We start from the raw sequence: 22,147 nt of genomic DNA on the forward strand, positions 1-22,147 counted from the left end.
CAATCGCCAACTGGTTGAAGCGATGATCAAAGTGAAGGCGCTAAATAAGATCAACACCCTTGGTCTGCCTAAATATCAGTAAGTTAAGTGAGTTTATTAGAGAGCTGCATTTGATCAACAAGGCCATGGCACATCAGTAACGACCAAAAAATGGTATCTTTCAATGAGTGACTTAAAGTTTAAAGTTATATTCAATGGGAAAATAAAAGATGGTTACAGCAAAGAAAAGCTTGGGAAATCCCTTTGTCGTTTTTTAAAAATTGATCCTAAGAATTACGAAAAGCTTTTTGATGGCAGAAATTATGCTTTAAAAAAACAGTTAAGCGAAGAGCAAGCTAAGCAAATAAAGAAGAAGCTCCTTTCTATCGGTATTATTTCAAGTATTGCAGTTGAACAAGCAAAAGTAGATACCAATGCTGAAATTAAGACAAGTAAAAAGAACGTAGTAGAATCAAAATTTTGGCAAGAAAGATTTGATATTTTAGACTCACTTCCCAAGACTAATTCAATTCTATCGCTCAGTAAAACAAAAGAGTTTAAAGCGCTGGATAACAAGAGCTCTCGTAAAATTACCTTTAATTTACTTGCATTCTTTTTCGGTACTTTTTACTATTTTTTTAAAGGTATGTGGGAAAAAGCAATAGTAATAGCTTTTCTATCAGTTACATACGCCTTTATGCTATCTATCGTTGAAGAGGCTCTGGAAATACAATTTTATAGCGCAATTTATTGGGCTGTACCTGCATCAATAACTGCTGTAACAGCTACATTCGACTACTACAAAAAAGTTTCAGAAAATCAGAGAATTTGGCCCGCTCTTAAAATACTAAATAATAAAGCAACTCTTGTTTCAATGGCTACAATCTCAATTTTGACATCTATCTTACCTACCCTAGATATTTCACCAATTAATTACAATAACTCAATTAATAGCGTAAAAAATGGTTACCTTGATTACAACAAGGCGACTACAGTTGGTCATGCATTCGATAATTGGTCTAGCTGTAAGAAAAAAAACTGGAGTGAATTTACTACAAAAAATAAGATCAATATTGTTGAGTTTAAATGTATTACTGACTTTGGGAACGTTGTAGAAAAGGACTTATGGGGAAAAGATAAAGTCTATATAGAGAAAGCTATCATCTTCCAATTTACATTAAATCACGATGGTAGCTTTCAAATAAATAGTATCGACTATAGTAATACCCCACTAGATGGGGAGAAGACAGAGTTTTCAGCAACAAGTTTCTTTGACCTAAAAGGCTGGCTCTACATAGTATACAGCAATAGCGATATTTGAATCGTAAATTATTAAAGGAAGTTAGCGTTAATGTGTATTAACGTTAGTTCAAGGAAGCTTGACTCTAAAATATAAACCCATAATATAGTGGTTTTTCTATTTATGGATGAATAATGTTCGATTTTGTAGTACACCCAAATGTTTGTTCAACAAGCGCTCAAAGTAATTTAAGAAGTATTTTAGAGGATATGTGGATTAAACACCTCCCAAGAGGAAGAGGAACGATATTTATTGTCTCCGGCTTTGCAAACTTTAATGGTGGGGCTAGATTCTATAAAACTTTAAAAGAACATACAGAGAATGGTGGCCAAGTAATTGCTATTCTTGGAGGTAGCACAAGCCAAAGACTGAGCACCAAACAAGTAGTCGAGGCTCTTTTAGAGTGTGGTGCAAGGGTTATTTTGATCAATCGAAAGCGTTTATTACACGCTAAATGTTATGGATATTTGACTGAAACTGGTGAGCAAGCTGCTGTTATCGGCTCGGGAAACTTTACAGGTCCAGGCCTTTCACAAAACATTGAAGCATCAGTTTACTTAAAGCCACATCTGATCTCTCAAAGTCAATTCAATTGGGGTTCGTTTATTGACGGTTTACTACAACAAAATTGGCAATACCACGAATGCACTTTAAGTTCTAGTAATCCATGTTGGTCATTACTTTACGATGAAAGACCTCGACATGTTCCGATAGACGAATCTGATGCAGAAACATTAATTGTACGATTAGTTAATACCGATACAAATCGAATTCTCGCAAATCGTGGAGAAAGAGCAGCAGTAGGAAGCCAGTATTTTTGGTTAAGCAAAGACTGTTTCGACTTTTTCCCACCACTTACGATCAGAAATACAAGGGGCTGGAAAGGAACCTTATCTACTATGATCCAAATGAATTATATTGATTTAGATATAATTAAAGAAGAACGCGTAACCTTCGAAGCTGAAAACAATCTAGATTTTAGGTTAGGAACAGGTGCTTATAGATGCACAAAAATAGCAGCTCCAGGAGACTTAGCTTGTGTAACAAGAGTCTCAGATGATTCTTATGAAATCCGAATAATTTCACAAACTCGCTCCCCATTACACCACCAAAAACTCGACTCATACGCAGTTACGTTTGTTGGGAACAGAGGTAAAAGATATGGCTATATAGATAATAATGATTTTTATCGTATTATTTCTTGAATAGCCAATCTGAGCAATAAATATAAGTCATTATAGTAGAGTAAGATTTCCTAGTCTTACTCTACTATTGAAACATTATTACTTTTGTAATAGTACTAAGCTTTCACTGTCAATTGAATTTGATTGATGAAGGTCGTAACGGGGGTACGCATCTAGACAAACTATTTCACTAACATCCCAGCCAATGTGCTCTGCTAATGTCGCTAAATAGCTTGGTGTATTTAACTCAAATACGACCCCTCCAAGAGTAGTTTTATTATGACCTACAACTAGAGCAAACTTTCCACCATCTTTTAGCATTGATAAGACATTTTCAAACATTTTTTTCATATCGACAAAATATCGATATACAAGAAAAGGCATAGCCTGCCTCCTAAACCCATCATTATCAGTCAAAGAACCAAGCATATCTAAGCATAAGTTATGTAGTTTTTCCGGAAGTTTATCTTTATTTTCAACTAAATCTTCTTTCAACTTATTTTGTTCGGATTTTTTTAACTCCCTTGAACCAATCAATGTACTATCTAAAACTTTAATATTTTTTGGGGATGCTAATTCAAGCCAAACCAAACTTAAACGTTGAGTATCAATGTATGGCAATGCAGTTGCGTAGGGAGGGCTAGTAATCGCAAAATCAAAATAATCAAAATAATCCTGTAATGCAAAAGTATCTCGAATATCTATATTTTTTGCGTTGCCGACCGGCAGGTTAGCTGGCAATACTTGTGATATAGTTTCAAGACTAGAAAAATACTTCTCAGCTTTTTCTTGTACGACTTCAAAAAAACACTTCTCTGGAAGTAACGATTTACGTCGCCTTATTCTTAAATCTGCAGGCTCTTGCTGAGAGTATTCCTTTATTATGTTACTAGCAATACACAATAAACTATCCCTAATTTCTTTCTTTTTTATTTTATTCGCGCATAACCTAAATGACTCAATTTTTTTTAGCTGTTCAATATCAAACCAATTTTTTAAGTAATCTAAACGCTCATTGCTTTCTAAGTAAATCGTATCGACAAACATTTTACTATTAGATATCACACACATCAGTTCTTTTTTTGCGAGCGGTAAGCTTAAATTAATTGAGGCTAGTTTGGTATTAGCTAAAAAGACTGCTAATGGATTAACATCAAAACCTACATTTTCAAAACCCTTTATAGAAGACTCGTAAAGAGTAGTACCACTTCCACAAAAAGGCTCTAAAACCTTTGAATTTTTTTTAAGCGAAAACTGCTGAAGAATGGAAGATACTATTTGAGGATTAAATTTCCCCTTGTATTCATGTATACCATGTGCCCCATACCTAGTAGGTTGGCGTTTCTGATGACCATTTACTGGACATGACTTTTCAAGCAAGCCTTGGTATGTATCTATTATTTCAGAGTTAATTTTAATATGAGCTACGTATGTTAATCTTTTTAGTGAAGTAACTAAAGCAGGCAACCTAGCTTCATCGGTAAAATCAAACTCATATCCAAGCTCTGTCGACTCAATCATATCAATGAAAAAACATTCCGTAATTTGCTTTAACTCAAGCAGAGCAAATTTTTTTTCATATTCAAACTGTTTATATACGGGTAAATAAAGTTCTATTTTCATTATTTTTGAATTACTACTATTGTTTCTTCTTTTATATTTGCATGAGACAAATTAAAAGACTTTCTATGACTGTTCATAGCTCTGTTAAACTTACCTACAACTTTAAACTCAAGCTCTTTCGCTGCCCTCTCTATTAAAGCGGCATTATCAACTATCTCACCGTGGATTTTAGACCGCCCAACGACAAAAGCTCCATATCCTTTAGGTAAAAGCACATCATTAATTAGACTCAAAGTCCCTTTCATCTGATGATAAAAGTGTTCCGGCGTATGGCTATTTTTCTTAAAAAAGTGCGCTCTGGCACCAATCTCTTTTGATTTAACATGTAAAGGATCGAATCCTAACCAAAACATACGATACTTATGATATAGCCAATACTCGTATGCATTTGGATAAGGGGGAGAAGTTATCACTAAGCCAACTTTTTTACCAATATCTTCAGCTGTAGTAGTGAGAACATCTTTGTTAATGACCTTTGATGGAGGTAATGTTGCTTCAGTGTTTAAAGATGATGCTAAAATCTTACATGTAGAACGAAACATCGAAAAAACAGCTCCAGGTTTTATATTTTTCTCAACAGCGGCATAACGCGTATCACTATCTTGATTTGAAACCTTAACTAAAATACTCGATAGTGCTACCCTTAAAGGCTCATATAAATGAATCTCGCCTTTGTAAGCGTTAATTGCTTCTCTTAACTGTAGTATATTTAGTTGAACTTCTTTTTTAAACCAATGATTTAGGTTTGGTATGTTTGCTATACTGTCTATATCGACACTTAGATTAATTGCTTTGGAAAGCACTTCATCACAGGTCAAAAGTAATGATTCGTCAATTTTAGACGTTTTAACTTTACTAATAAGACAAGCTATAGGGTTTAGATCTACACCGATTGATTCATACCCTTTATCTTGCGCTACCTTCAGGGTGGTCCCAGAACCACAGAAAGGATCTAAAATGATATTATTTTTAACGCCTAGTGCATCAATCAATTGTGATGGAATATCTGGGATAAACTTTGCAGGGTAAGGGTGAATCCGGTGAATTGGATCTTTTGTATTTTTATCTTTAAAGTCCCAATCTAAATCATTAAGAATGGAATGCATTTCAAACCTCTACCTCAGTTGTATTTTATTAATAAATTAAGCTCCTAAATCTAAAAGAAACCTATACTACAGACCGCGCCACTGGCTACTTATACAGTGTAACTTATTTTTAAAAACCAGACCAACAATACCGTATATCGGGCTTAAATAGATTCTACTTTCAACAATATTTAAATGAATTCACAACTTCCTCTAACCTACTTAAACTCGCCCCACCATGTGTGTACTTATCTGTAATCCCACCTTTAGAAAGTTCATGTCCAACAACCTGTTGTAGCAGCGCTAAATCAAATGAGTGATTATTTCGTATGTTACTAATAAACGTATGTCTAAAACTGTGAAAACTGCGCATTTCATCTAGCTCATTAACACTTGGTATATCAAGCTTAGTAATTAGGCGAGCAAACCAGCTTGTTATACTTTCTGCCGACGTGATCTCATACAAGATCCGCTCGTCTGCATTCTCAACATAATCCAGAAAGCCTAATTCAATTAAACGTTTATGGATTGGAATTCTACGCTTGGCATTTTCAGTTTTAAGGCGTTGAGATTCATGCTCATCGGTTACGAGAATATAATCAATGCCGTCTTCTCTTCGAATATCAGACTTTCTTAGCTGATAAATTTCTGTACGTCTTGCACCTGTATACATTGCTAATAAGAGCGACCATTTTTGCCATGCACTTTTTGTTTGCATAGCAAACGTTTCAAACTTATTAAGCTCTGCACTATTGAAAGCACCACGTATACGTTGTTTAAATTCACGTTTGATTGTGCAAGGCGAGTGTTGAATATACTCAACAGTATCTCTCTTAGCATAGGAGAATACGCCCTGTAACCATTTGTAGTAACCTTGAACTGTTTTAGGTTGTACACAGTCCTCTGGAGGTACATCGTAGTCTAGGCACTCTTTGAAGCTCATTTGGCTATAAGGTGCGCGGTTCTTTCTAGGCAATTGATAACAGCGATCAATAAAGCGACCTATATCACTTGCTTTATAAGTCTCGATAGGTTTGTCTTCAACAAGCAAGCACCAAATCTCATAAAAACGAGCATATTCATTTTGCAGACGCTCAGACAAGCCTTCTTTAATTTTGAATTCTAAAAACTCTTGGTGCACCTTGGAAAATAACGGGCCTGAAGGCTCACTTTTTGGAACTGGATTAGTATTATTTCCTTCATTAAATTTAGGCGTAATCAATGATTCAAATACTTGCTGGCTTTCTTGGTCTTTTAACAAGCATGAAGCTAAGAATTTCGTTTGCAGATTCCGTGAGTTTTCCAACAAACTCTTAAACCTAATAAACTCAAGCGAGTTTGTCTCAAATTGAACATCATGTTTTTTTAGAACTTCAATGGCATCTAGTTCTTCTGCACTGAAATCATCAACTTCTAAATCATCAAAGAAATCAAAACCTGGTTCACTCTCGTCAGGAATAGACATACCAACTAAAGAAAACATATCAATCATTTGCGCGAACTGGCGAATACTTTTTTGTACTTGTGTATTTGCAAAAATTTGTTGGTTACTGACGCCTGAGTTTTTTAGTGACATATATTGAGTTACTAAAACAAAAATATTTAACACTTCAAAGTCGTTACGTTTTAATGCATCGGAAAGTAACTCATCAGAACTACCATCAGCAATAGCTAACATGATTTCTGCTGCAATTCTTAAATGCTCAGGTGAGTGTTTATGTATTCCTTTCGTTTTAAAGCCACTGATAGCGTGGACTTTAGAGGAATAACCTTGCTGTTCTTCTGCAATTATCTTTTTACTAAGTTCAAAGGTTAGGGCTTGCTTCATATCGTCCGTAATACTTTTTGCTTTAAATACTAGTTGTTTAGTATCTATATCGTTGCGAGAACTAGCAAGCTCTTTGAGTTTATTTACATGTGGGGATATTAAATCTAATCGCTGAAGCGCGCATTGAAGGTTTTTAGTTTTAAGTGAGATTCGTATATCAGAGCCGATAAACTTACGGGGAAAGACATAACGAAAATAAAAACGTTCGTTACGTAAGATGAGGTTTTCAGGGAGTTTTATGTGTCTCATTTCGTTACCTAAGTTAGATAACGTATTGCATCAAATGGCACACTATTTGGCACAGTTTTAATTTTTTGTGCCATTAAATTAGTGGTTCAAGCGTAAGCACCTGATAGTTCAAATGCTTACGCTTGAATTTGAGTCAGCCAGTAAGCCGGGTTCTGTCGTGGATAATCATTCGTCTAGGCCATAAATTGCTCTATGGCTCAAGCAACCTACCCGGTTCTCACGTGGGCCACGCGTTCATTATTTAAAATGATAGAACCCTATTTGGTCTTGCTCCGGGTGGAGTTTACCTTGCAACCAACTGTTACCAGTGGCCCGGTGCGCTCTTACCGCACCCTTTCACCCTTACCAACCGAGGTTGGCGGTCTCCTCTCTGCTGCACTTGTCGTAGGCTCGCGCCCCCCAGCCGTTAGCTGGCACCCTGCCCTGTGGAGCCCGGACTTTCCTCCCCCTGCGCATTTTCGTTGCAGGCAGCGATTATCTCGGCTGACTCGGCGCGCAGTATACCTGAGCGCGCACGTCTATGCAGTAAAGAATTAGTCTTTTTCGTCAATAATTGCTTTATAAAGTGCATTTTTCTTCAAACCAAAATACTCAGCTACAACACCACAGGCTTTTTTCAGTGGCATTTCGGCTTCGAGTAAACCTAGCATGCGGCGCGCATCTTCTGGAATATCGTCACTTTGCTTCGCTTTACCCGGTAACATCAATACGATTTCACCGCGCTGCTTAGTGGGATCATCCGTTAAAAACTGTTTTAACTCGGCAACCGTGCCATTGAAAAAGGTTTCGAAGGTTTTGGTGAGCTCTTTGGCGAACACCACTGGCTGCTCTGCACCAAGTGCTATTTCTAAATCATCAAGGCTCGCCATGATACGGTGGGTGCTTTCATACATAATGCTAGTAATGCCTGAGTTTACCGCTTCAATGAAAAAGGTCTGCCTTGCTTTACTCTTTGCAGGTGTAAAACCAATAAACTGAAAACGATCTGTTGGTAAACCAGAACAACACACCGCGGTAATTGCAGCACATGCCCCCGGCACCGGCGTGACGTGCGCGCCTTGTTCACGGCATAAATTAACCACCGCATAACCTGGGTCGCTAATAAGTGGCGTGCCGGCGTCAGATACCAGCGCAATATTCATTCCTTGCTCTAACCAATCTACAATTTGTTGCGCTTTTTGTTTCTCGTTATGGTCATGTAAAGCAAAGGTTTTTGCTTTGATATTAAAATGGCTTAACAACTTTCCTGTGTGACGAGTATCTTCAGCGGCTATTAAGTCAACCTCAGATAGGGTTTGGATGGCACGCTGGCTGATGTCATCAAAGTTACCAATAGGCGTGGCAACAATGTAAAGAGTGCCGATTTTATCTGAATTGTCCTCATTTAACATTGAGGTCTCCTGCGTCAGTCAGTAATATAAGCAAATCGCGTTAACGTATCGGGAAATCATTGTGCGACTTAAACTTGTTAGTCTATTAATTGTATTGTCAGGGTTATCGGCTTGTAGCACAACCGAAAAACCTCGAAATAGTGCAGAAAATCAATCGGGCCAATCGAGTATTGCCCTATCACAGCTAACCGACGCACAATCTATGTACCAAGCAGCGCTAAATCGTCAAGGCGCAGATAAAATACAGCTTTTATACACTGCGCGTGATGCGGCTATCAGTGAGGAGCGCTGGGCACTACTAGAAAAAGTCTGCCTTGAACTAGAAGCGACCCCAAGTGTAGACCAAATTCAAAACAAACTTTACATTGCTCTTGCACAAGAGCATCAAGGCAAAAGTGATTTAGCTTTAGCTCAGTTACAGCAACTCGAGCCACAGTTAAGCCAGCCTGAACATCAAGCATGGCACCAATATTTAACTGCGCGTGTTTATGCATCGCAAGGCATGCCAAAACGAGCAATGCCTTTCTTTTTTAAAGCATCAACACTTAGCAGCGAAAACAATTTTATCGTTGCCAATCTAAACAAAGATTTATGGCAAAGCCTAACCCAGCTTTCATCGTACGCACTTGAGCGTTTTAATCGTGGCTCTGTGGTGCAACAAGGTTGGGTCAATTTAGCGCTTTATCATCAAGTGTATTTAGGTGCGCCTGTTGAGCTTCATCAAGCAATGAACAACTGGCTGCGTCGCTACCCGGGTCACCCAGCAGCTGAGGTGCTGCCTAAAAAGGTAACAGAGCTAGTACAAATTGAACCTTTAAATGTAAACCGCCTCGCAGTACTACTCCCTCAATCAGGCGCCAATGAGCGATTAGGTGATGCACTAAAAGCAGGTGTGCTTGCTGCCTTAGATGGAAAATCATTAGAACAAACATTATTTATTGATGAGTCGCTATCAGCCGCTGAAATTACACTTAAACTCAGCGAATTTAATGCTGATTTTGTTATCGGCCCTTTATTAAAAACTAATATCGAAAAGCTAACCAACGCTCAAACACTAGTTGATTACCCAGTGATGCATTTAAACACCTTTGATGGTGAGCGAATTTCACAGCAGCACTTTTTCTTTGCTTTAAGTCCTGAACATGAAGTTCAGCAAGCACTGGAGCGATTTTTAACAGCGGGCTATCAAAAGCCGATGCTGCTAGCGCCAAATAATAGTAACGGCCAACGCCTAGTTGAATACTTCAATACGCAGTGGCAACGCTACAGCGAAGTTAAACCTCAAATTGGGCTTTACTCTGGTAAAGACGACATGCCGAAAACAATCACTGGCTTACTTGAAGTAGACCAAAGCAAAGAGCGTATTAAAGTTGCCAAATCGTTATTCAAGCAAGAAGTTGAAAGTGAAACTCGCTCGCGCAGCGATATTGATGTGATTTATATTTTAGGTGATGCTACTGAAACGCGTTTAATCAAGCCCTATTTAGACGTAAACGTAAGTACTTTTGCTGAGCGTATTCCGCTTTATGCCAGCTCAAAAAGCCACAGTAAGCAAATCGATAGAACCGACAAAGGCGATTTAGATGCCCTTTATTTTACGGAACTACCTTGGATGCTTGATGGTCAAATTCAACAACACAATTTACGCCAGCAATACGAAAGTTTATGGCCAGAAAACGCAGATATAAGCCAGCGCTTATTTGCCATGGCATTCGATGCAGCCAGTATGCTAGGTGATGTGAAGCAATTAAGCATGGTGCAAGGTAAACGCTTTAGTGGTATCAGTGGTCAACTGAGCATTGCCAGCAATGGCTATGTTACGCGCACTTTAGATTGGGCACAGTACAAGAATAAACAAATTATTGCGGTTGATTTAGCGACTGAGCAACCAATTCCATTATTTATGCAATCTGCCTTTGGAATTAACGCTGCTGAATAATCTTTTTAAAACGTAGTAATAGCTCAAGGATGAAGCTATGTCTTGGTTTAAGCAATTATGGCAAAATAGCCGCGAAAAAGGCCTGTATTACGAAAAACAGGCTGAACAATATTTAATACAACATGGTTTAAAAGCCATTGAACGCAATTACTTATGTAAATACGGTGAGCTAGACCTAATAATGCGTGACGGGCAAACGCTGGTATTTGTAGAAGTAAAATTTAGAATAAACGCCTTGCGTGGTGGCGCAAACTATGCGCTCAGCAAACAAAAGCAGCAACGATTAAGGCGCACGATTAGCCATTATCTTGCCGAGAAAAAAATCTCAAACCAGTCTATGCGGATAGATTATGTCGCTATAACAGGTGAGCTTAACAGCACCCTAAACTGGTTTAAAAATGTTTACTAACGCCGTTTGGCGTCGGCTTAATTTGGTAGGTTATGCAAGAAACGATAAAAAAAATCTTTACTGAAAATATTCAAGTTCAAATAGCGGCAGGTGAAGTACTGCCAAGCGCACTTGAATCAGCAGCATTCACCATTGCACAAAGCCTCATTAACGGCAATAAGCTGCTATGTTGTGGCACTCCTAGCTGTCATATGTTGGCACAGCACATGGCAGGGCTATTAATTAACTTTTATGAAACCGAGCGCCCTTGCCTACCCGCAGTTGCGCTTGCACAAGATCAAGTTAACTTAGGCGCAGCAGCCAATAACGATGAGCACGAAACCTTTGCACGACAAATTCGTGCATTTGCTCAGCAAGGCGACCTTTTATTAGCAATTGCAGTTAATGGTAATGAAAAGCAAATTATCTCAGCAGTTGAAGCGGCACTGACTCGTGATATGAAAGTGATTGTGCTTGTTGGTGATGACGGTGGTGAATTAGTTGGCTTACTTGGCCCAAATGACGTTGAAATTCGTGTGCCATCAAAGCGCCCAAGCCGTATCGTTGAGTCGCATTTAGTGAATTTGCACTGCCTCAGTGAACTTATCGATTTAACCTTATTCCCACAGGAAGAAAATTAATGTTTAAACAGTCTTTAATTGTTATTAGTACCGTTTTATTGCTGCAAGGCTGTGCAGCTGCCGTTGTCGCCGGTACAGCGGGCGCTGTAACTGCCGCGAATGATCGCCGCACAATCGGTTCACAAATCGACGATAACAACATCGAAATTAAAAGCTCTATCGCTATTAGCGAAAATGAGCGACTACATAAATTTGCCAACGTAAACGTTATCAGCGTCAATGGTATTGTGCTTATGATTGGCCAAGTTGCTAACGCAGAAATGAAAGACGAAGCACAACGCGCTATTGAGGGCGTTGATGGCATTCGTAAAATCCACAACCAAATTCGCATTGGCTCAAATATTGGTATGAGTACGCAAACGCACGACTCTTGGTTAACTTCTAAAGTGAAAACGCAATTGCTCACCACAGAAAGCATCAGCAGCAATAACATCAAAGTAGTAACAGAGAATGGCGAAGTCTTTTTAATGGGCTTAGTGAGCGATTCTGAAGCGAATTTGGCGGTTGATGTAGCACGTAACGTATCAGGCGTTGAACGTGTTATTAAAGTGTTTGAATATCTGTAACGCTAAATAGTTAATTAATAATAAAAAACCCGCTAAATAGCGGGTTTTCTTTTGTCTGACTAAGGTTACTTAATCACTCGTAAGTGAGCACCTTTTTTCTTCTCTGGTTTAGCAGGTGGTTCATCATCTGGCGTAATATCGTCAGGTGTTTCAACACTTTCTAATACCGGAGCAAAATCGTCTTCGTCCTCGATGAATTCTTCTGCAGTAAATACAGTCCCTTCACCATTCTCACGTGCATAAATTGCGAGCACAGCACCCATAGGTACGTACACTTGCATTGGTTGGCCACCAAAGCGCGCATTAAAGCTAAGCTGTTGGTTGTCCATTGCAAATTGTGTTACCGCTGATGGGCTAATGTTCAAAACGATCTGACCGTCTTGCACAAACTGTGTTGGTACTTGTACAGCAGGAAAATCAGCGTTAACCACTAAGTGTGGTGTGCACTGATTATCAACAATCCAATCAAAGAAAGCGCGTAGTAAATAAGGACGATTAGGCGTCATTATAAACGGATCTCACGCTCTGCTTCAGTTAGTGAAGCTTGGAATGATTCACGCTCAAATAGACGCAACATGTATTCTTTAAGCTCTTTCGCGCCTGCACCATTAAGCTCAATGCCAAGCTCAGGTAAACGCCAAAGTAATGGTGCTAAGTAACAATCAACTAAGCTGAACTCTTCACTCATGAAGTAAGGTGCTTCAGAGAAGATTGGTGCAATTGCAAGTAACGCTTCTGTCAGCTCTTTACGTGCTTGCGCAGCTTCGCTGCTACCGCTAGTGATTTTGTTAGCTAGGCTATACCAATCCGTGTCGATACGATGCATCATCAGACGACTACGGCCACGCATAACCGGATAAACTGGCATTAGTGGAGGATGAGGGAAACGTTCATCAAGGTATTCCATGATGATGTTTGCCTGATATAAACCAAGCTCACGATCGATCAGTGTTGGTACTGTACCGTAAGGGTTAATCTCATGAAGTGCTTCTGGCAGGTTATCCTTTTCAGCCAGGTGAATGTCAACACTTACACCTTTTTCAGCAAGTACGATACGTACTTGATGGCTATACATACAGTTAGCACCAGAAAACAGGGTCATTACAGGGCGCTTATTGGCAGCTACGGCCATGCCTACCTCCATTATATTACAAAAACAGCAATAGGGGCTTAAGCCCCTATCACAAAACTACCTTTCAAAATGCCCAGGATTAGTGAACATCTCTCCAGTATTCTTTCTTCAGCATGAATGCCAAGATAAATAGAATCACTAGGAAACCAATTACCTTTAGACCTAACGCTTCTGACTCTAAACGTGACGGCTCGCCAACGTAAGCTAAGAAGTTAGTTAAGTCACGAGCAGCACGATCGTACTCGTCAACACTCATTTCACCAGAACCATCTGTCTCAACGCCAACAACTTTAGTCACTGTGTGACCATGTTCTTCAACTTCTTCAGTGATTGGTGTTGGTAAGCCTTGTAGTTCTTGAAGAACGTGTGGCATACCTACCGATGGGAAAACAACGTTGTTTACGCCAAACGGACGAGATTCATCTTTATAGAATGACTTCAGGTAAGTATAGATCCAGTCAGTACCACGAACTCGCGCTACAAGCGTAAGATCCGGTGGCGCTGCGCCAAACCATTTAGCTGCGTCATCTTTATCAATCGCATTTTTGATGTGGCTACCTACTTTTGAGCCATCAAAAATTAGTTGCTCTTGACCAATCTCAGTAGGAATACCGATATCGCGGAACGTACGCTCATAACGTTGATACTGCATTTGGTGACAACCAAGACAGTAGTTCATGAACAATTTAGCACCGCGCTGTAAAGATGCGTTATCTTTAAGGTCAATGTTCGCATCCATTAAAGGAACCGAAGGACCTGCTGCCATTGTCAACGATGGCAACAATGCGAATAAACCGATAATTAGCTTTTTCATCATTTCGTCAACCTCGTTGGTAATGGCTTAGTTTTCTCATTCTTGCTGTAAACAAATAACAATACGAAGAACATGAAGTATGTCACAGTCGTGATTTGCGATAACAGCGTTTTGAAATCAGTTTGTGGTGTAGCACCAACCCAACCCAAGATAACGAAAGTTACCACGAATTGTGCGATGTTTAACTTGTGTAAGCCACAACGATAACGAATAGAGCGAACCGAACCACGGTCAATCCAAGGTAGTAACGCAAGCACTACGATAGATGCACCCATCGCCACAACACCCATTAACTTGTTAGGTATTGCACGTAGGATTGCGTAGAATGGCGTAAAGTACCAAACTGGGAAAATGTGCTCTGGTGTTTTCAGCGGGTTAGCTGCTTCGAAGTTTGGCGCTTCTAAGAAGAAACCATTCATCGCAGGCATAAAGAATACAACCCAACAGAATAAGATTAAGAAACCAACCACACCCACAATATCTTTTACTGTGTAGTAAGGGTGGAAAGGGATTGCATCAACAATGTCTTTCTTGTTGGTGTAATACTCGTGGAATTTGAATTTAGGCTTATCTTCTTCAGCTACAGTGCCTTTCTTACGCTTGATTTCAACACCATCTGGGTTGTTTGAACCCACTTCGTGTAGTGCAACAATGTGTAAGAATACTAAGATAACGATTACTAAAGGTAATGCAATTACGTGTAGTGCAAAGAAGCGGTTAAGCGTAGCACCAGAAATTACGTAGTCACCACGGATCCAAAGCGTTAAATCATCACCAATAACCGGAATCGCACCGAATAGTGAAATGATTACCTGTGCACCCCAGAAAGACATTTGTCCCCAAGGAAGTAAGTAACCCATGAAAGCTTCAGCCATAAGCGCTAAGAAGATGAACATACCGAATAACCACAGTAATTCACGTGGTTTTTGGTAAGAACCGTAGATCATGCCACGGAACATGTGCAGGTATACAACGATAAAGAACGCTGATGCACCTGTTGAGTGAAGGTAACGAAGTAACCAACCGTATTCAACATCACGCATGATGTATTCTACCGATGCGAAAGCACCTTCAGCAGATGGTACGAAGTTCATTGTTAACCAGATACCAGTTACGATTTGGTTAACAAGTACTAACATGGCTAGAGAGCCAAAGAAGTACCAGAAGTTAAAGTTTTTTGGTGCTGGATACTGTGCAATATGCATGTTCCAAACACGTGTCATTGGAATACGATCGTCGATCCAACCAATAATTTTACCAAACATTACGCCACTCCTTTTTCTTCACCGACTAGAATAGTCGTGTCATCAAGGAAGGTATACGGAGGAATTTCTAGATTTAATGGTGCAGGTACAGATTGGAATACACGACCAGCCATATCAAATTTAGAACCGTGACACGGACAGAAGAAACCGTCATCTGTGCCCTCTACTTTCTCACCAAAGCCACCTTGTAGGAAGCTAGGAGAACAACCTAAGTGCGTACAAATACCAACAGCAACGAAGATCTCAGGACGTTGCGAACGATATTCATTGGTTGATGATTCAGGTTGTTGAGGCTCTTCAGACGCAGGATCACGAAGTTGACCTTCATGTTCTTTCATCTGTTCAAGCATTCTTGGTGTACGATTAATAACCCAAACAGGTTTTCCTCGCCACTCAACACGTATTAATTGTCCTGGCTCAAGCTTGCTGATATCTACTTCTACAGGCGCACCCGCAGATTTAGCTCGCTCACTTGGATTCCAAGACGCAATAAAAGGAACAGCAGCCCCAGCCGCACCAACACCACCAACAACAGAGGTAGCTATGGTTAAAAAGCGACGTCGGCCATTGTCTACAGGCGCATTGCTCATCCACTTATCTCCACTATGATTCCCAACACTTGCCATATTGAGAACATCAGTTACAGCAGGTTAATTTTTAGAAATTTCAAAATAGACGCGATCATAATTAAAACCCTTGATTAAAACAAGGTTATTCACAGTCTCATGCTCGAATAAACCCTATTTAATGAATTATTAATTTAGGTTAGCTCGAGTATGAAGCCGCTGGTTATGATAACGCATATAAAAAAACAATATACTGACCAAGATCAACCTCACTAAGAGGAAACAGAATTCTGCATTAGCTGTTGTTGAACTCACTCACATTACTTGCCCCCCAATTGTAGCAAAAAATTTCATCAATTAACTGATGGATTTAAGCTAATTTTGCTAAATCTTGAAGTTTTTTTACTGTAATACGCACTAATTATTAACAGCGGTTAAATATCGAACGAAAAAAGGTAGTTTTTTGTACTTCAGCTATCAAAAGCTTAAAACCCGAGAAATGAATGTAAAGCTATTGTTGTTTAAAAGCATAAATAATGGAACCCCCTCTCGATCTGCTAAAAACTGACGTCTGAAAGCTGACAGCTCCAAAAACAAAAAACCCAGCCGGAGCTGGGTTTTTGGTATTCTGATAAACGTAAATATTAACGTTTTGAGAATTGTGGACGCTTACGTGCTTTCTTAAGACCCACTTTCTTACGCTCAACTTTACGTGCATCACGTGTAACGAAACCTGCTTTACGAAGTGTAGGACGTAGAGACTCGTCAAACTCCATAAGTGCACGAGTGATACCGTGACGGATAGCACCAGCTTGACCAGTTGTACCACCACCTGAAACAGTGATGTGTAGGTCAAACTTTTCAGTCATTTCTACGTGCTCTAATGCTTGACGAACAACCATGCGAGCAGTCTCACGACCGAAGTACTCTTCTAGAGAGCGCTTGTTGATTACGATGTTACCAGTGCCTGGGCGTAAGAATACGCGAGCACTTGAACTTTTACGACGACCTGTACCGTAGTATTGATTTGCCATGATAGTGCTCCTTAAATGTCTAGAACCTGAGGCTGTTGTGCAGCATGGTTGTGCTCAGTACCTGAGTAAACTTTAAGTTTACGGTACATTGCGCGGCCTAAAGGACCACGTGGCAACATGCCTTTAACAGCTTTTTCGATGATCATTTCAGGCTTTGCAGCTTGAAGCTTGTCGAAAGTAGTAGACTTAAGACCACCTGGGAAACCAGTGTGTGCGTGGTACATTTTGTCTTTTGCTTTATTACCAGTAACAGTAACTTTCTCAGCGTTGATAACGATGATGTAATCACCAGTATCTACGTGAGGAGTGTATTCAGCTTTATGCTTACCGCGTAGGCGACGAGCGATTTCAGTAGCGATGCGACCTAAAGTTTTACCTTCAGCGTCAACTACGTACCAGTCACGTTTTACTGTTTCTGGCTTAGCAACAAACGTTTTCATTTATTAAAATCCAATGTTTTTTAATTAAAACCACAGGTAATTATTATTAATTACCGCTCTAAGTTGAATGCTTTAACCCCTTCGAGTTTAAGACTTTGAGCCATCAATTAGAGGCTAAACTAATATCTGGCAATAGAACGCAACGTGGCAGACGCGGGAGTATACCAGCACTTGAACCACATTGCTATATGATGGTTGTTTTTTATTCGAGAAAATCGGCTATCAGCTAAGTGCGCGCGAAATAAATTTCACGCCTACATCAATCGTAGGCGTCACGCTTACTTGGCGCGCCTTACATTCAACACCGTTCGGCTAATAACTGACGGCTGAAAGCTGACAGCTCACTAAGCTAGATGCTCTTTTGCTAAGTACTCTAACGATTGCATTTCTTGTAGTCGGCTAATACAGCGCTTAAATTCAAAATTTAAGTTACCTTCGCTATATAGCTCGGTTATTGGCTTTTCAGCAGAGATAATCAGCGTTACATGACGCTCGTAGAATTCATCCACTAACGCGATAAAACGACGTGCGGCATCATCATTGGCTTGCCCAAGAGCTTTTACGTTCGACAAAATCACCGTGTTATAAAGTCGGCTTATTTCCATGTAATCAACTTGGCTGCGGGCTGTTTCGCATAGTTCACTAAACTCAAACATAGCAATACAGTCAGACACTTTACGGGTTTTGATCATCCGCCCTTCAATTTCAATTTCTTTATCGAGCACACCCGGCTCAGGTGACAACTTATCGAAGTATTCAAATAAATTATCATCAGCTTGCTTATCAAGCGGACTATGGAAAATTTCGGCTTGCTCAAGGGTACGTAAGCGATAATCAACCCCCGAGTCTACATTAACAATTTCGGTGTTGGCTTTTACCAACTCAATTGCTGGTAAGAAACGTGCACGTTGCAAACCGTTTCGATACAGCTCATCAGGCACGATGTTTGACGTAGCTACCAGCACAATGCCGCGCTCAAATAAGGCTTCCATCAAACCACCTAGCAGCATTGCATCAGTGATATCTTGCACAAAAAATTCATCAAAACAGATAATATCTGTTTCTGATTTAAAGATATCTGCAACCACATTTAATGGATTACTGGTATTTTTTAACTTTTTCAGCTCATCATGCACGCGATGCATAAAACGGTGAAAGTGCACACGCATCTTACGATCAGTAGGTAAAGCTTCGTAGAACGTATCAACTAAATAGGTCTTACCTCTACCTACTCCGCCCCAAAAATACAGCCCTTTTATACTTGGCGTGCTATCTTTAGAGAATAGTTTGGCAAACCACCCCTTCGCGGCCGGTTTGTCTGCCGTTAGGTCATCATAGAGTCTTTGCAAATGGCGCACTGCATTTTCTTGCGCTGCATCATGTACAAAGTCTTCACGTTGTAAATCTTGTTGGTATTTCTGCCAAGGAGTCATAGGTCGTTACAATAAAACACAGTTAAATTTGCACAGTATATTAACACGCATCGTATCTCAGGGTATATTAGCCCGCAGTATGATTTCACAATCAAATTAAGCATATTTTAATAATGATTGGACTATAAATGCTTTTAAAGCATTTGTTTTTGTTATTTTTTCCCAAAGGGGTAGATTTATGGGCACAATTACCTGGATAGGTATTCTAATCATCGTTGCAATTTCAGCATTCTTCATTGGTGCTTTTGTAACCAAAAAACAATTTAAGCAAGACGAACTAGAACAACAAGTCGAGCAAGCTAACAATGCGCTTGAACAATATCGTCAGGATGTAGCTGATCATCTAGCGAGCACAGGTAAGCTAGTATCTAAAATGAAAGATAACTACGACCAGCTACTTAACCATGTAGAAGAGACAAATAAACTACTACTTGCTGATAAAAAACAGCACCCAAATGAGCCGTTCTTTTCTAAAGAAACAACTGAGCAATTACAAAACTCATTACAAGACCGCAGAGGCGATCGTTCAAGTGCTGAAGCTCAGCCTGCTGACTATGTTGTTGGTGAAACGGGCTTGTTCACTGGCTCAGAGAAAGTTTCAGAACATTCTAAAGCCTCTTGATGAACTTTTTTTTGACCCCATAGTCATTAGATATAACAGCTTTATATCTAAACCAAGAAAAGGGCTGCTTAAGCAGCCCTTTTTAGTTTTTGCTTTATCTCTGAAGTGGAGTAAACCCAGACTATGAAAATGAAATTATCTGTTATCAGTGCTGCTATTTTATCTTCTAGCTTATTATTAAGCCCTGCAATTTCAATGGCAAAACTTCCTGTTGCTGTAAATGGTCAACAATTGCCAACCCTCGCGCCTATGCTTGAACAGATCACACCGGGTGTGGTGAGTATTCAAGTGTCAGGCTCTAAAGAAGTTCGCCGCCGTGCGACTCCTTTTGATGACTTTTTTGGTGTTCCTCGTGGTGGCAGTCAAAAGCGTGAATTTAGTGGCCTAGGCTCAGGTGTGATCATTGATGCAGACGAAGGGTACGTGGTTACTAATAACCATGTTATCGAAGATGCCGAAAAAATGGTGGTGACCTTAGAAGATGGCCGCGAATATGACGCGACCAAAATTGGTAGTGATAAAGAGTCAGATATTGCCTTGCTGCAAATTGATGCTGAAGACTTAACAGCGCTTAAAATTGCCGATTCAGATCAATTACGTGTAGGAGACTTCGCAGTTGCCATTGGTAATCCATTTGGTCTAAGTCACACTGTAACATCAGGTATCGTCAGTGCCCTTGGCCGTAGCGGTTTAAATATAGAGGGCTATGAAGACTTTATTCAAACCGATGCAGCTATCAATCAAGGCAACTCAGGCGGCGCTTTAGTGAACCTTAATGGTGAACTGATTGGTATCAACACCGCTATCTTAGGTGCATCAGGTGGTAATGTGGGGATTGGTTTTGCCATTCCATCTACCATGATGAAAAACCTTGTTGACCAGATCATCGAACACGGTGAAGTGCGTCGTGGCTCGCTGGGTATTTCAGGTCGACCACTTGATGCAGGCCTCGCTAAAGCACAACAGCTAGACGTAAAACAAGGCGCTTACGTTATGCAAGTAATGGATGATACAGCAGCAAGTAAAGCGGGTATCAAAGCGGGTGATGTAATCATTAGCGTTGATGGTACTGAAATTAGTGGTTTCCATGAATTACGCAGTAAAATTGCTACCCTTGGCGAAGGCAAAAAAGTAAAACTGGGCATTTACCGAGATGGCAAAATCAAAACCGTTAATGTCACATTAGATGGTGCATCAGCAACGACTGCTGCTGGCGAAGAAACGCACCCAGCTTTCCAAGGAGCGACATTAGAAAATACCCAGAAGAGTGATGGTAAGGGTGTTGAAGTAACCGGCGTACAAGCGCGTTCTCCAGCTGCTCGTGTCGGCCTTGAAGAAGGTGATGTGATCATGCAAGTGAACCGTCAACGCGTTGAAACAATCCGCGACATGAATAAGATCATCGAAAATACCAAAGGTAACATCGTACTAGGTGTTAAACGAGGTAGAGAGCTTATTTTCGTACTTATTCAGTAAACCTAGTTGATAAATCATGAAAAAATAACAGCGGTGCTTGCCGCTGATATTTTTTTTGTGCCATCATTAAGGGATTGCTCACTGATAATAAGAATACTGTGCTGAAACTTTTAAAATTTATCCTTCCACCGCTTTTCACTGGTTTAGGCATTGCCTTTTTAGTGGTTTTATTTAGCCCAAGCCTTCGTAGCACACTGTTACCAGATATGAATTTACCTGCAGCGATATCCTCTGAACATATGAGCTTTGCTGATGCAGTACAAAAAGCAGCGCCGTCGGTTGTTACTATTTTTTCAGAAAGCATTTCCAATCAACCGCGCTATAAACGTCAAAACACCGTTCAAGCTCTTGGCTCTGGTGTGATCATGACCCAAGACGGCTATATCTTGACTAACTACCATGTAATCAAAAATGCCGACCTCATTATTGTTACGCTCGCTGATGGCCGTCGTTTTTATGATGTACAAGTGATTGGTTTTGATACTCAAACAGATTTAGCACTGTTAAAGATCAGCGCTGAGCATTTACCAAAAATTCCAGTGAACGATAAATTTAAACCACGTGTAGGTGATGTTGTTTTAGCGATAGGTAACCCGCTTAACTTAGGTCAAACCATTACCCAAGGTATTATCAGTGCGACGGGTAAACAAAACTTAATCGATAGCCCTTACAGCAGCCTATTACAGATGGATGCTGCGATTAACGTTGGCAACTCAGGTGGCGCGTTAGTCAATTCAAGAGGTGACTTAGTCGGTATTACCTCGGCACAATTTAAAACTCATGAAAATCTCGATATTCAGGGTATTTTCTTTGCGGTGCCTTACTCGATTGCCAAAGATGTGATGGATAAACTAATAAAGCATGGCCGTGTCGTACGTGGCTATTTAGGCTTTAGTGGCACCGGCATTGATAGTACAGGTAAAGATGTTAGCGATAACTTTACGCCTGTTGCAGGTATGCGTATTTCTCAACTTGATCCATTTGGCCCAGCCTGGAAAGCAGGTATTAGAGAAACAGATATTGTAGTTAAAATTGGCGGTATTTCAGTAGCAAACCCACAACAAGTACTCGAGAAACTGGCCAATACAGAGCCAGGAAAAGAACTTGAGTTTGAAGTATATCGCAATGGCAAAATCTTAAAAGTAATGGTGACTGTTGCAGAACTCGAAGACGAGCAGTAGTTACTTAGGTA

At 40.0% G+C, this 22,147-nt stretch carries 21 protein-coding genes and 1 other RNA gene; 9 read left to right on the plus strand and 13 right to left on the minus strand.

Going from position 1 to position 22,147, the window contains the following annotated elements; translation table 11 throughout:
* Positions 1 to 163: 163 nt before the first annotated feature.
* Together L1266_RS17720 and L1266_RS17725 are read left to right on the plus strand one after the other, a co-directional pair.
* Entirely contained in the window at positions 164 to 1,300 is a 1,137-nt protein-coding gene (locus tag L1266_RS17720; RefSeq protein ID WP_235378038.1) for a DUF2628 domain-containing protein, read from the plus strand.
* A gap of 113 nt (positions 1,301 to 1,413) precedes the next feature.
* Entirely contained in the window at positions 1,414 to 2,484 is a 1,071-nt protein-coding gene (locus L1266_RS17725; RefSeq protein ID WP_235378039.1) for a restriction endonuclease PLD domain-containing protein, read from the plus strand.
* Between the two features lie 78 nt (positions 2,485 to 2,562).
* Here the strand turns inward: L1266_RS17725 and L1266_RS17730 are convergent, their stop codons facing one another.
* The 5 genes from L1266_RS17730 to rsmI form a co-directional block, all read right to left on the minus strand.
* On the minus strand, positions 2,563 to 4,086 hold the full coding sequence (locus tag L1266_RS17730) for a hypothetical protein (RefSeq protein WP_235378040.1): 1,524 nt from the start codon (positions 4,084 to 4,086) through the stop codon (positions 2,563 to 2,565).
* Positions 4,086 to 5,192 (minus strand): DNA methyltransferase, encoded by a 1,107-nt coding sequence (locus L1266_RS17735; protein ID WP_235378041.1) that lies wholly within the window; start codon positions 5,190 to 5,192, stop codon positions 4,086 to 4,088. The genes L1266_RS17730 and L1266_RS17735 overlap by 1 nt, the downstream gene beginning before the upstream one ends.
* Before the next feature lie 160 nt (positions 5,193 to 5,352).
* On the minus strand, positions 5,353 to 7,248 hold the full coding sequence (locus L1266_RS17740; RefSeq protein ID WP_235378042.1) for a DUF3258 domain-containing protein: 1,896 nt from the start codon (positions 7,246 to 7,248) through the stop codon (positions 5,353 to 5,355).
* Between the two features lie 125 nt (positions 7,249 to 7,373).
* An RNA gene (gene rnpB, locus L1266_RS17745) (RNase P RNA component class A) lies at positions 7,374 to 7,739 on the minus strand.
* 42 nt (positions 7,740 to 7,781) lie between these two features.
* Positions 7,782 to 8,639, minus strand: coding sequence for a 16S rRNA (cytidine(1402)-2'-O)-methyltransferase (rsmI, locus tag L1266_RS17750; RefSeq protein ID WP_138616426.1), 858 nt, complete (start codon positions 8,637 to 8,639; stop codon positions 7,782 to 7,784).
* 61 nt (positions 8,640 to 8,700) lie between these two features.
* On the opposite strand from rsmI, the gene L1266_RS17755 reads away from it, so the two are divergent.
* Genes L1266_RS17755 through dolP form a run of 4 tightly spaced genes read left to right on the plus strand, consistent with a single transcriptional unit; the run spans position 8,701 to position 12,173 of the window.
* The gene (locus L1266_RS17755; protein WP_235378043.1) at positions 8,701 to 10,578 is read left to right on the plus strand and encodes a penicillin-binding protein activator; all 1,878 of its coding nucleotides are present in this window, start codon (positions 8,701 to 8,703) and stop codon (positions 10,576 to 10,578) included.
* 37 nt (positions 10,579 to 10,615) lie between these two features.
* Positions 10,616 to 10,987 (plus strand): YraN family protein, encoded by a 372-nt coding sequence (locus L1266_RS17760; RefSeq protein WP_235378044.1) that lies wholly within the window; start codon positions 10,616 to 10,618, stop codon positions 10,985 to 10,987.
* A 32-nt stretch (positions 10,988 to 11,019) separates the two neighbouring features.
* On the plus strand, positions 11,020 to 11,607 hold the full coding sequence (locus L1266_RS17765; protein WP_138602022.1) for an SIS domain-containing protein: 588 nt from the start codon (positions 11,020 to 11,022) through the stop codon (positions 11,605 to 11,607).
* Positions 11,607 to 12,173: a division/outer membrane stress-associated lipid-binding lipoprotein gene (dolP, locus tag L1266_RS17770; protein WP_054554183.1), complete on the plus strand. Its 567-nt coding sequence runs from the start codon at positions 11,607 to 11,609 to the stop codon at positions 12,171 to 12,173. Before L1266_RS17765 ends, dolP begins: the two co-directional genes overlap by 1 nt.
* A gap of 65 nt (positions 12,174 to 12,238) precedes the next feature.
* Here the strand turns inward: dolP and L1266_RS17775 are convergent, their stop codons facing one another.
* The 8 genes from L1266_RS17775 to zapE all read right to left on the minus strand — a co-directional run bounded on the left by L1266_RS17775 (position 12,239) and on the right by zapE (position 18,857).
* Complete coding sequence (locus L1266_RS17775) at positions 12,239 to 12,679, minus strand: ClpXP protease specificity-enhancing factor (RefSeq protein ID WP_054554182.1); 441 nt, start codon at positions 12,677 to 12,679, stop codon at positions 12,239 to 12,241.
* Positions 12,679 to 13,305: a stringent starvation protein SspA gene (gene sspA, locus L1266_RS17780; protein WP_054554181.1), complete on the minus strand. Its 627-nt coding sequence runs from the start codon at positions 13,303 to 13,305 to the stop codon at positions 12,679 to 12,681. The genes L1266_RS17775 and sspA overlap by 1 nt, the downstream gene beginning before the upstream one ends.
* Before the next feature lie 79 nt (positions 13,306 to 13,384).
* Entirely contained in the window at positions 13,385 to 14,122 is a 738-nt protein-coding gene (locus L1266_RS17785) for a cytochrome c1 (RefSeq protein WP_054554180.1), read from the minus strand.
* On the minus strand, positions 14,119 to 15,384 hold the full coding sequence (locus tag L1266_RS17790) for a cytochrome b (RefSeq protein WP_054554179.1): 1,266 nt from the start codon (positions 15,382 to 15,384) through the stop codon (positions 14,119 to 14,121). The genes L1266_RS17785 and L1266_RS17790 overlap by 4 nt, the downstream gene beginning before the upstream one ends.
* A complete protein-coding gene (gene petA / locus L1266_RS17795) occupies positions 15,384 to 15,974 on the minus strand; it encodes a ubiquinol-cytochrome c reductase iron-sulfur subunit (protein WP_054554178.1) in 591 nt (196 codons plus the stop codon). The genes L1266_RS17790 and petA overlap by 1 nt, the downstream gene beginning before the upstream one ends.
* 620 nt (positions 15,975 to 16,594) lie before the next feature.
* Complete coding sequence (gene rpsI, locus L1266_RS17800) at positions 16,595 to 16,987, minus strand: 30S ribosomal protein S9 (protein ID WP_095209788.1); 393 nt, start codon at positions 16,985 to 16,987, stop codon at positions 16,595 to 16,597.
* Between the two features lie 8 nt (positions 16,988 to 16,995).
* On the minus strand, positions 16,996 to 17,424 hold the full coding sequence (rplM, locus tag L1266_RS17805) for a 50S ribosomal protein L13 (RefSeq protein ID WP_054554177.1): 429 nt from the start codon (positions 17,422 to 17,424) through the stop codon (positions 16,996 to 16,998).
* Positions 17,425 to 17,768: 344 nt separating this feature from the next.
* On the minus strand, positions 17,769 to 18,857 hold the full coding sequence (gene zapE, locus L1266_RS17810) for a cell division protein ZapE (protein WP_054554176.1): 1,089 nt from the start codon (positions 18,855 to 18,857) through the stop codon (positions 17,769 to 17,771).
* A gap of 178 nt (positions 18,858 to 19,035) precedes the next feature.
* On the opposite strand from zapE, the gene L1266_RS17815 reads away from it, so the two are divergent.
* The 3 genes from L1266_RS17815 (at position 19,036) to L1266_RS17825 (ending at position 22,136) form a co-directional block, all read left to right on the plus strand.
* A complete protein-coding gene (locus L1266_RS17815) occupies positions 19,036 to 19,479 on the plus strand; it encodes a YhcB family protein (protein ID WP_055020791.1) in 444 nt (147 codons plus the stop codon).
* A gap of 123 nt (positions 19,480 to 19,602) precedes the next feature.
* Positions 19,603 to 20,955, plus strand: coding sequence for a Do family serine endopeptidase (locus L1266_RS17820; RefSeq protein WP_138602010.1), 1,353 nt, complete (start codon positions 19,603 to 19,605; stop codon positions 20,953 to 20,955).
* A gap of 98 nt (positions 20,956 to 21,053) precedes the next feature.
* On the plus strand, positions 21,054 to 22,136 hold the full coding sequence (locus L1266_RS17825; protein WP_138602008.1) for a trypsin-like peptidase domain-containing protein: 1,083 nt from the start codon (positions 21,054 to 21,056) through the stop codon (positions 22,134 to 22,136).
* Positions 22,137 to 22,147: the final 11 nt, after the last annotated feature.

It is taken from the genome of Pseudoalteromonas sp. Cn5-37, from assembly GCF_021532495.1.
In the GTDB taxonomy this organism is placed as follows: Bacteria; Pseudomonadota; Gammaproteobacteria; order Enterobacterales; family Alteromonadaceae; genus Pseudoalteromonas; species Pseudoalteromonas simplex.

Excerpts from the sequence above, each read along its gene's own strand:
- L1266_RS17730 (WP_235378040.1), bottom strand. The coding sequence starts at position 4,086 with ATGAAAATAGAACTTTATTTACCCGTATATAAACAGTTTGAATATGAA.
- L1266_RS17775 (WP_054554182.1), bottom strand. The coding sequence starts at position 12,679 with ATGACGCCTAATCGTCCTTATTTACTACGCGCTTTCTTTGATTGGATT.
- L1266_RS17815 (WP_055020791.1), top strand. The coding sequence starts at position 19,036 with ATGGGCACAATTACCTGGATAGGTATTCTAATCATCGTTGCAATTTCA.
- L1266_RS17725 (WP_235378039.1), top strand. The coding sequence starts at position 1,414 with ATGTTCGATTTTGTAGTACACCCAAATGTTTGTTCAACAAGCGCTCAA.
- rplM (WP_054554177.1), bottom strand. The coding sequence starts at position 17,424 with ATGAAAACGTTTGTTGCTAAGCCAGAAACAGTAAAACGTGACTGGTAC.
- L1266_RS17735 (WP_235378041.1), bottom strand. The coding sequence starts at position 5,192 with ATGCATTCCATTCTTAATGATTTAGATTGGGACTTTAAAGATAAAAAT.
- L1266_RS17790 (WP_054554179.1), bottom strand. The coding sequence starts at position 15,384 with ATGTTTGGTAAAATTATTGGTTGGATCGACGATCGTATTCCAATGACA.
- zapE (WP_054554176.1), bottom strand. The coding sequence starts at position 18,857 with ATGACTCCTTGGCAGAAATACCAACAAGATTTACAACGTGAAGACTTT.
- rsmI (WP_138616426.1), bottom strand. The coding sequence starts at position 8,639 with ATGTTAAATGAGGACAATTCAGATAAAATCGGCACTCTTTACATTGTT.
- L1266_RS17785 (WP_054554180.1), bottom strand. The coding sequence starts at position 14,122 with ATGATGAAAAAGCTAATTATCGGTTTATTCGCATTGTTGCCATCGTTG.
- L1266_RS17740 (WP_235378042.1), bottom strand. The coding sequence starts at position 7,248 with ATGAGACACATAAAACTCCCTGAAAACCTCATCTTACGTAACGAACGT.
- L1266_RS17820 (WP_138602010.1), top strand. The coding sequence starts at position 19,603 with ATGAAAATGAAATTATCTGTTATCAGTGCTGCTATTTTATCTTCTAGC.
- L1266_RS17765 (WP_138602022.1), top strand. The coding sequence starts at position 11,020 with ATGCAAGAAACGATAAAAAAAATCTTTACTGAAAATATTCAAGTTCAA.
- sspA (WP_054554181.1), bottom strand. The coding sequence starts at position 13,305 with ATGGCCGTAGCTGCCAATAAGCGCCCTGTAATGACCCTGTTTTCTGGT.
- L1266_RS17760 (WP_235378044.1), top strand. The coding sequence starts at position 10,616 with ATGTCTTGGTTTAAGCAATTATGGCAAAATAGCCGCGAAAAAGGCCTG.
- L1266_RS17720 (WP_235378038.1), top strand. The coding sequence starts at position 164 with ATGAGTGACTTAAAGTTTAAAGTTATATTCAATGGGAAAATAAAAGAT.
- petA (WP_054554178.1), bottom strand. The coding sequence starts at position 15,974 with ATGAGCAATGCGCCTGTAGACAATGGCCGACGTCGCTTTTTAACCATA.
- dolP (WP_054554183.1), top strand. The coding sequence starts at position 11,607 with ATGTTTAAACAGTCTTTAATTGTTATTAGTACCGTTTTATTGCTGCAA.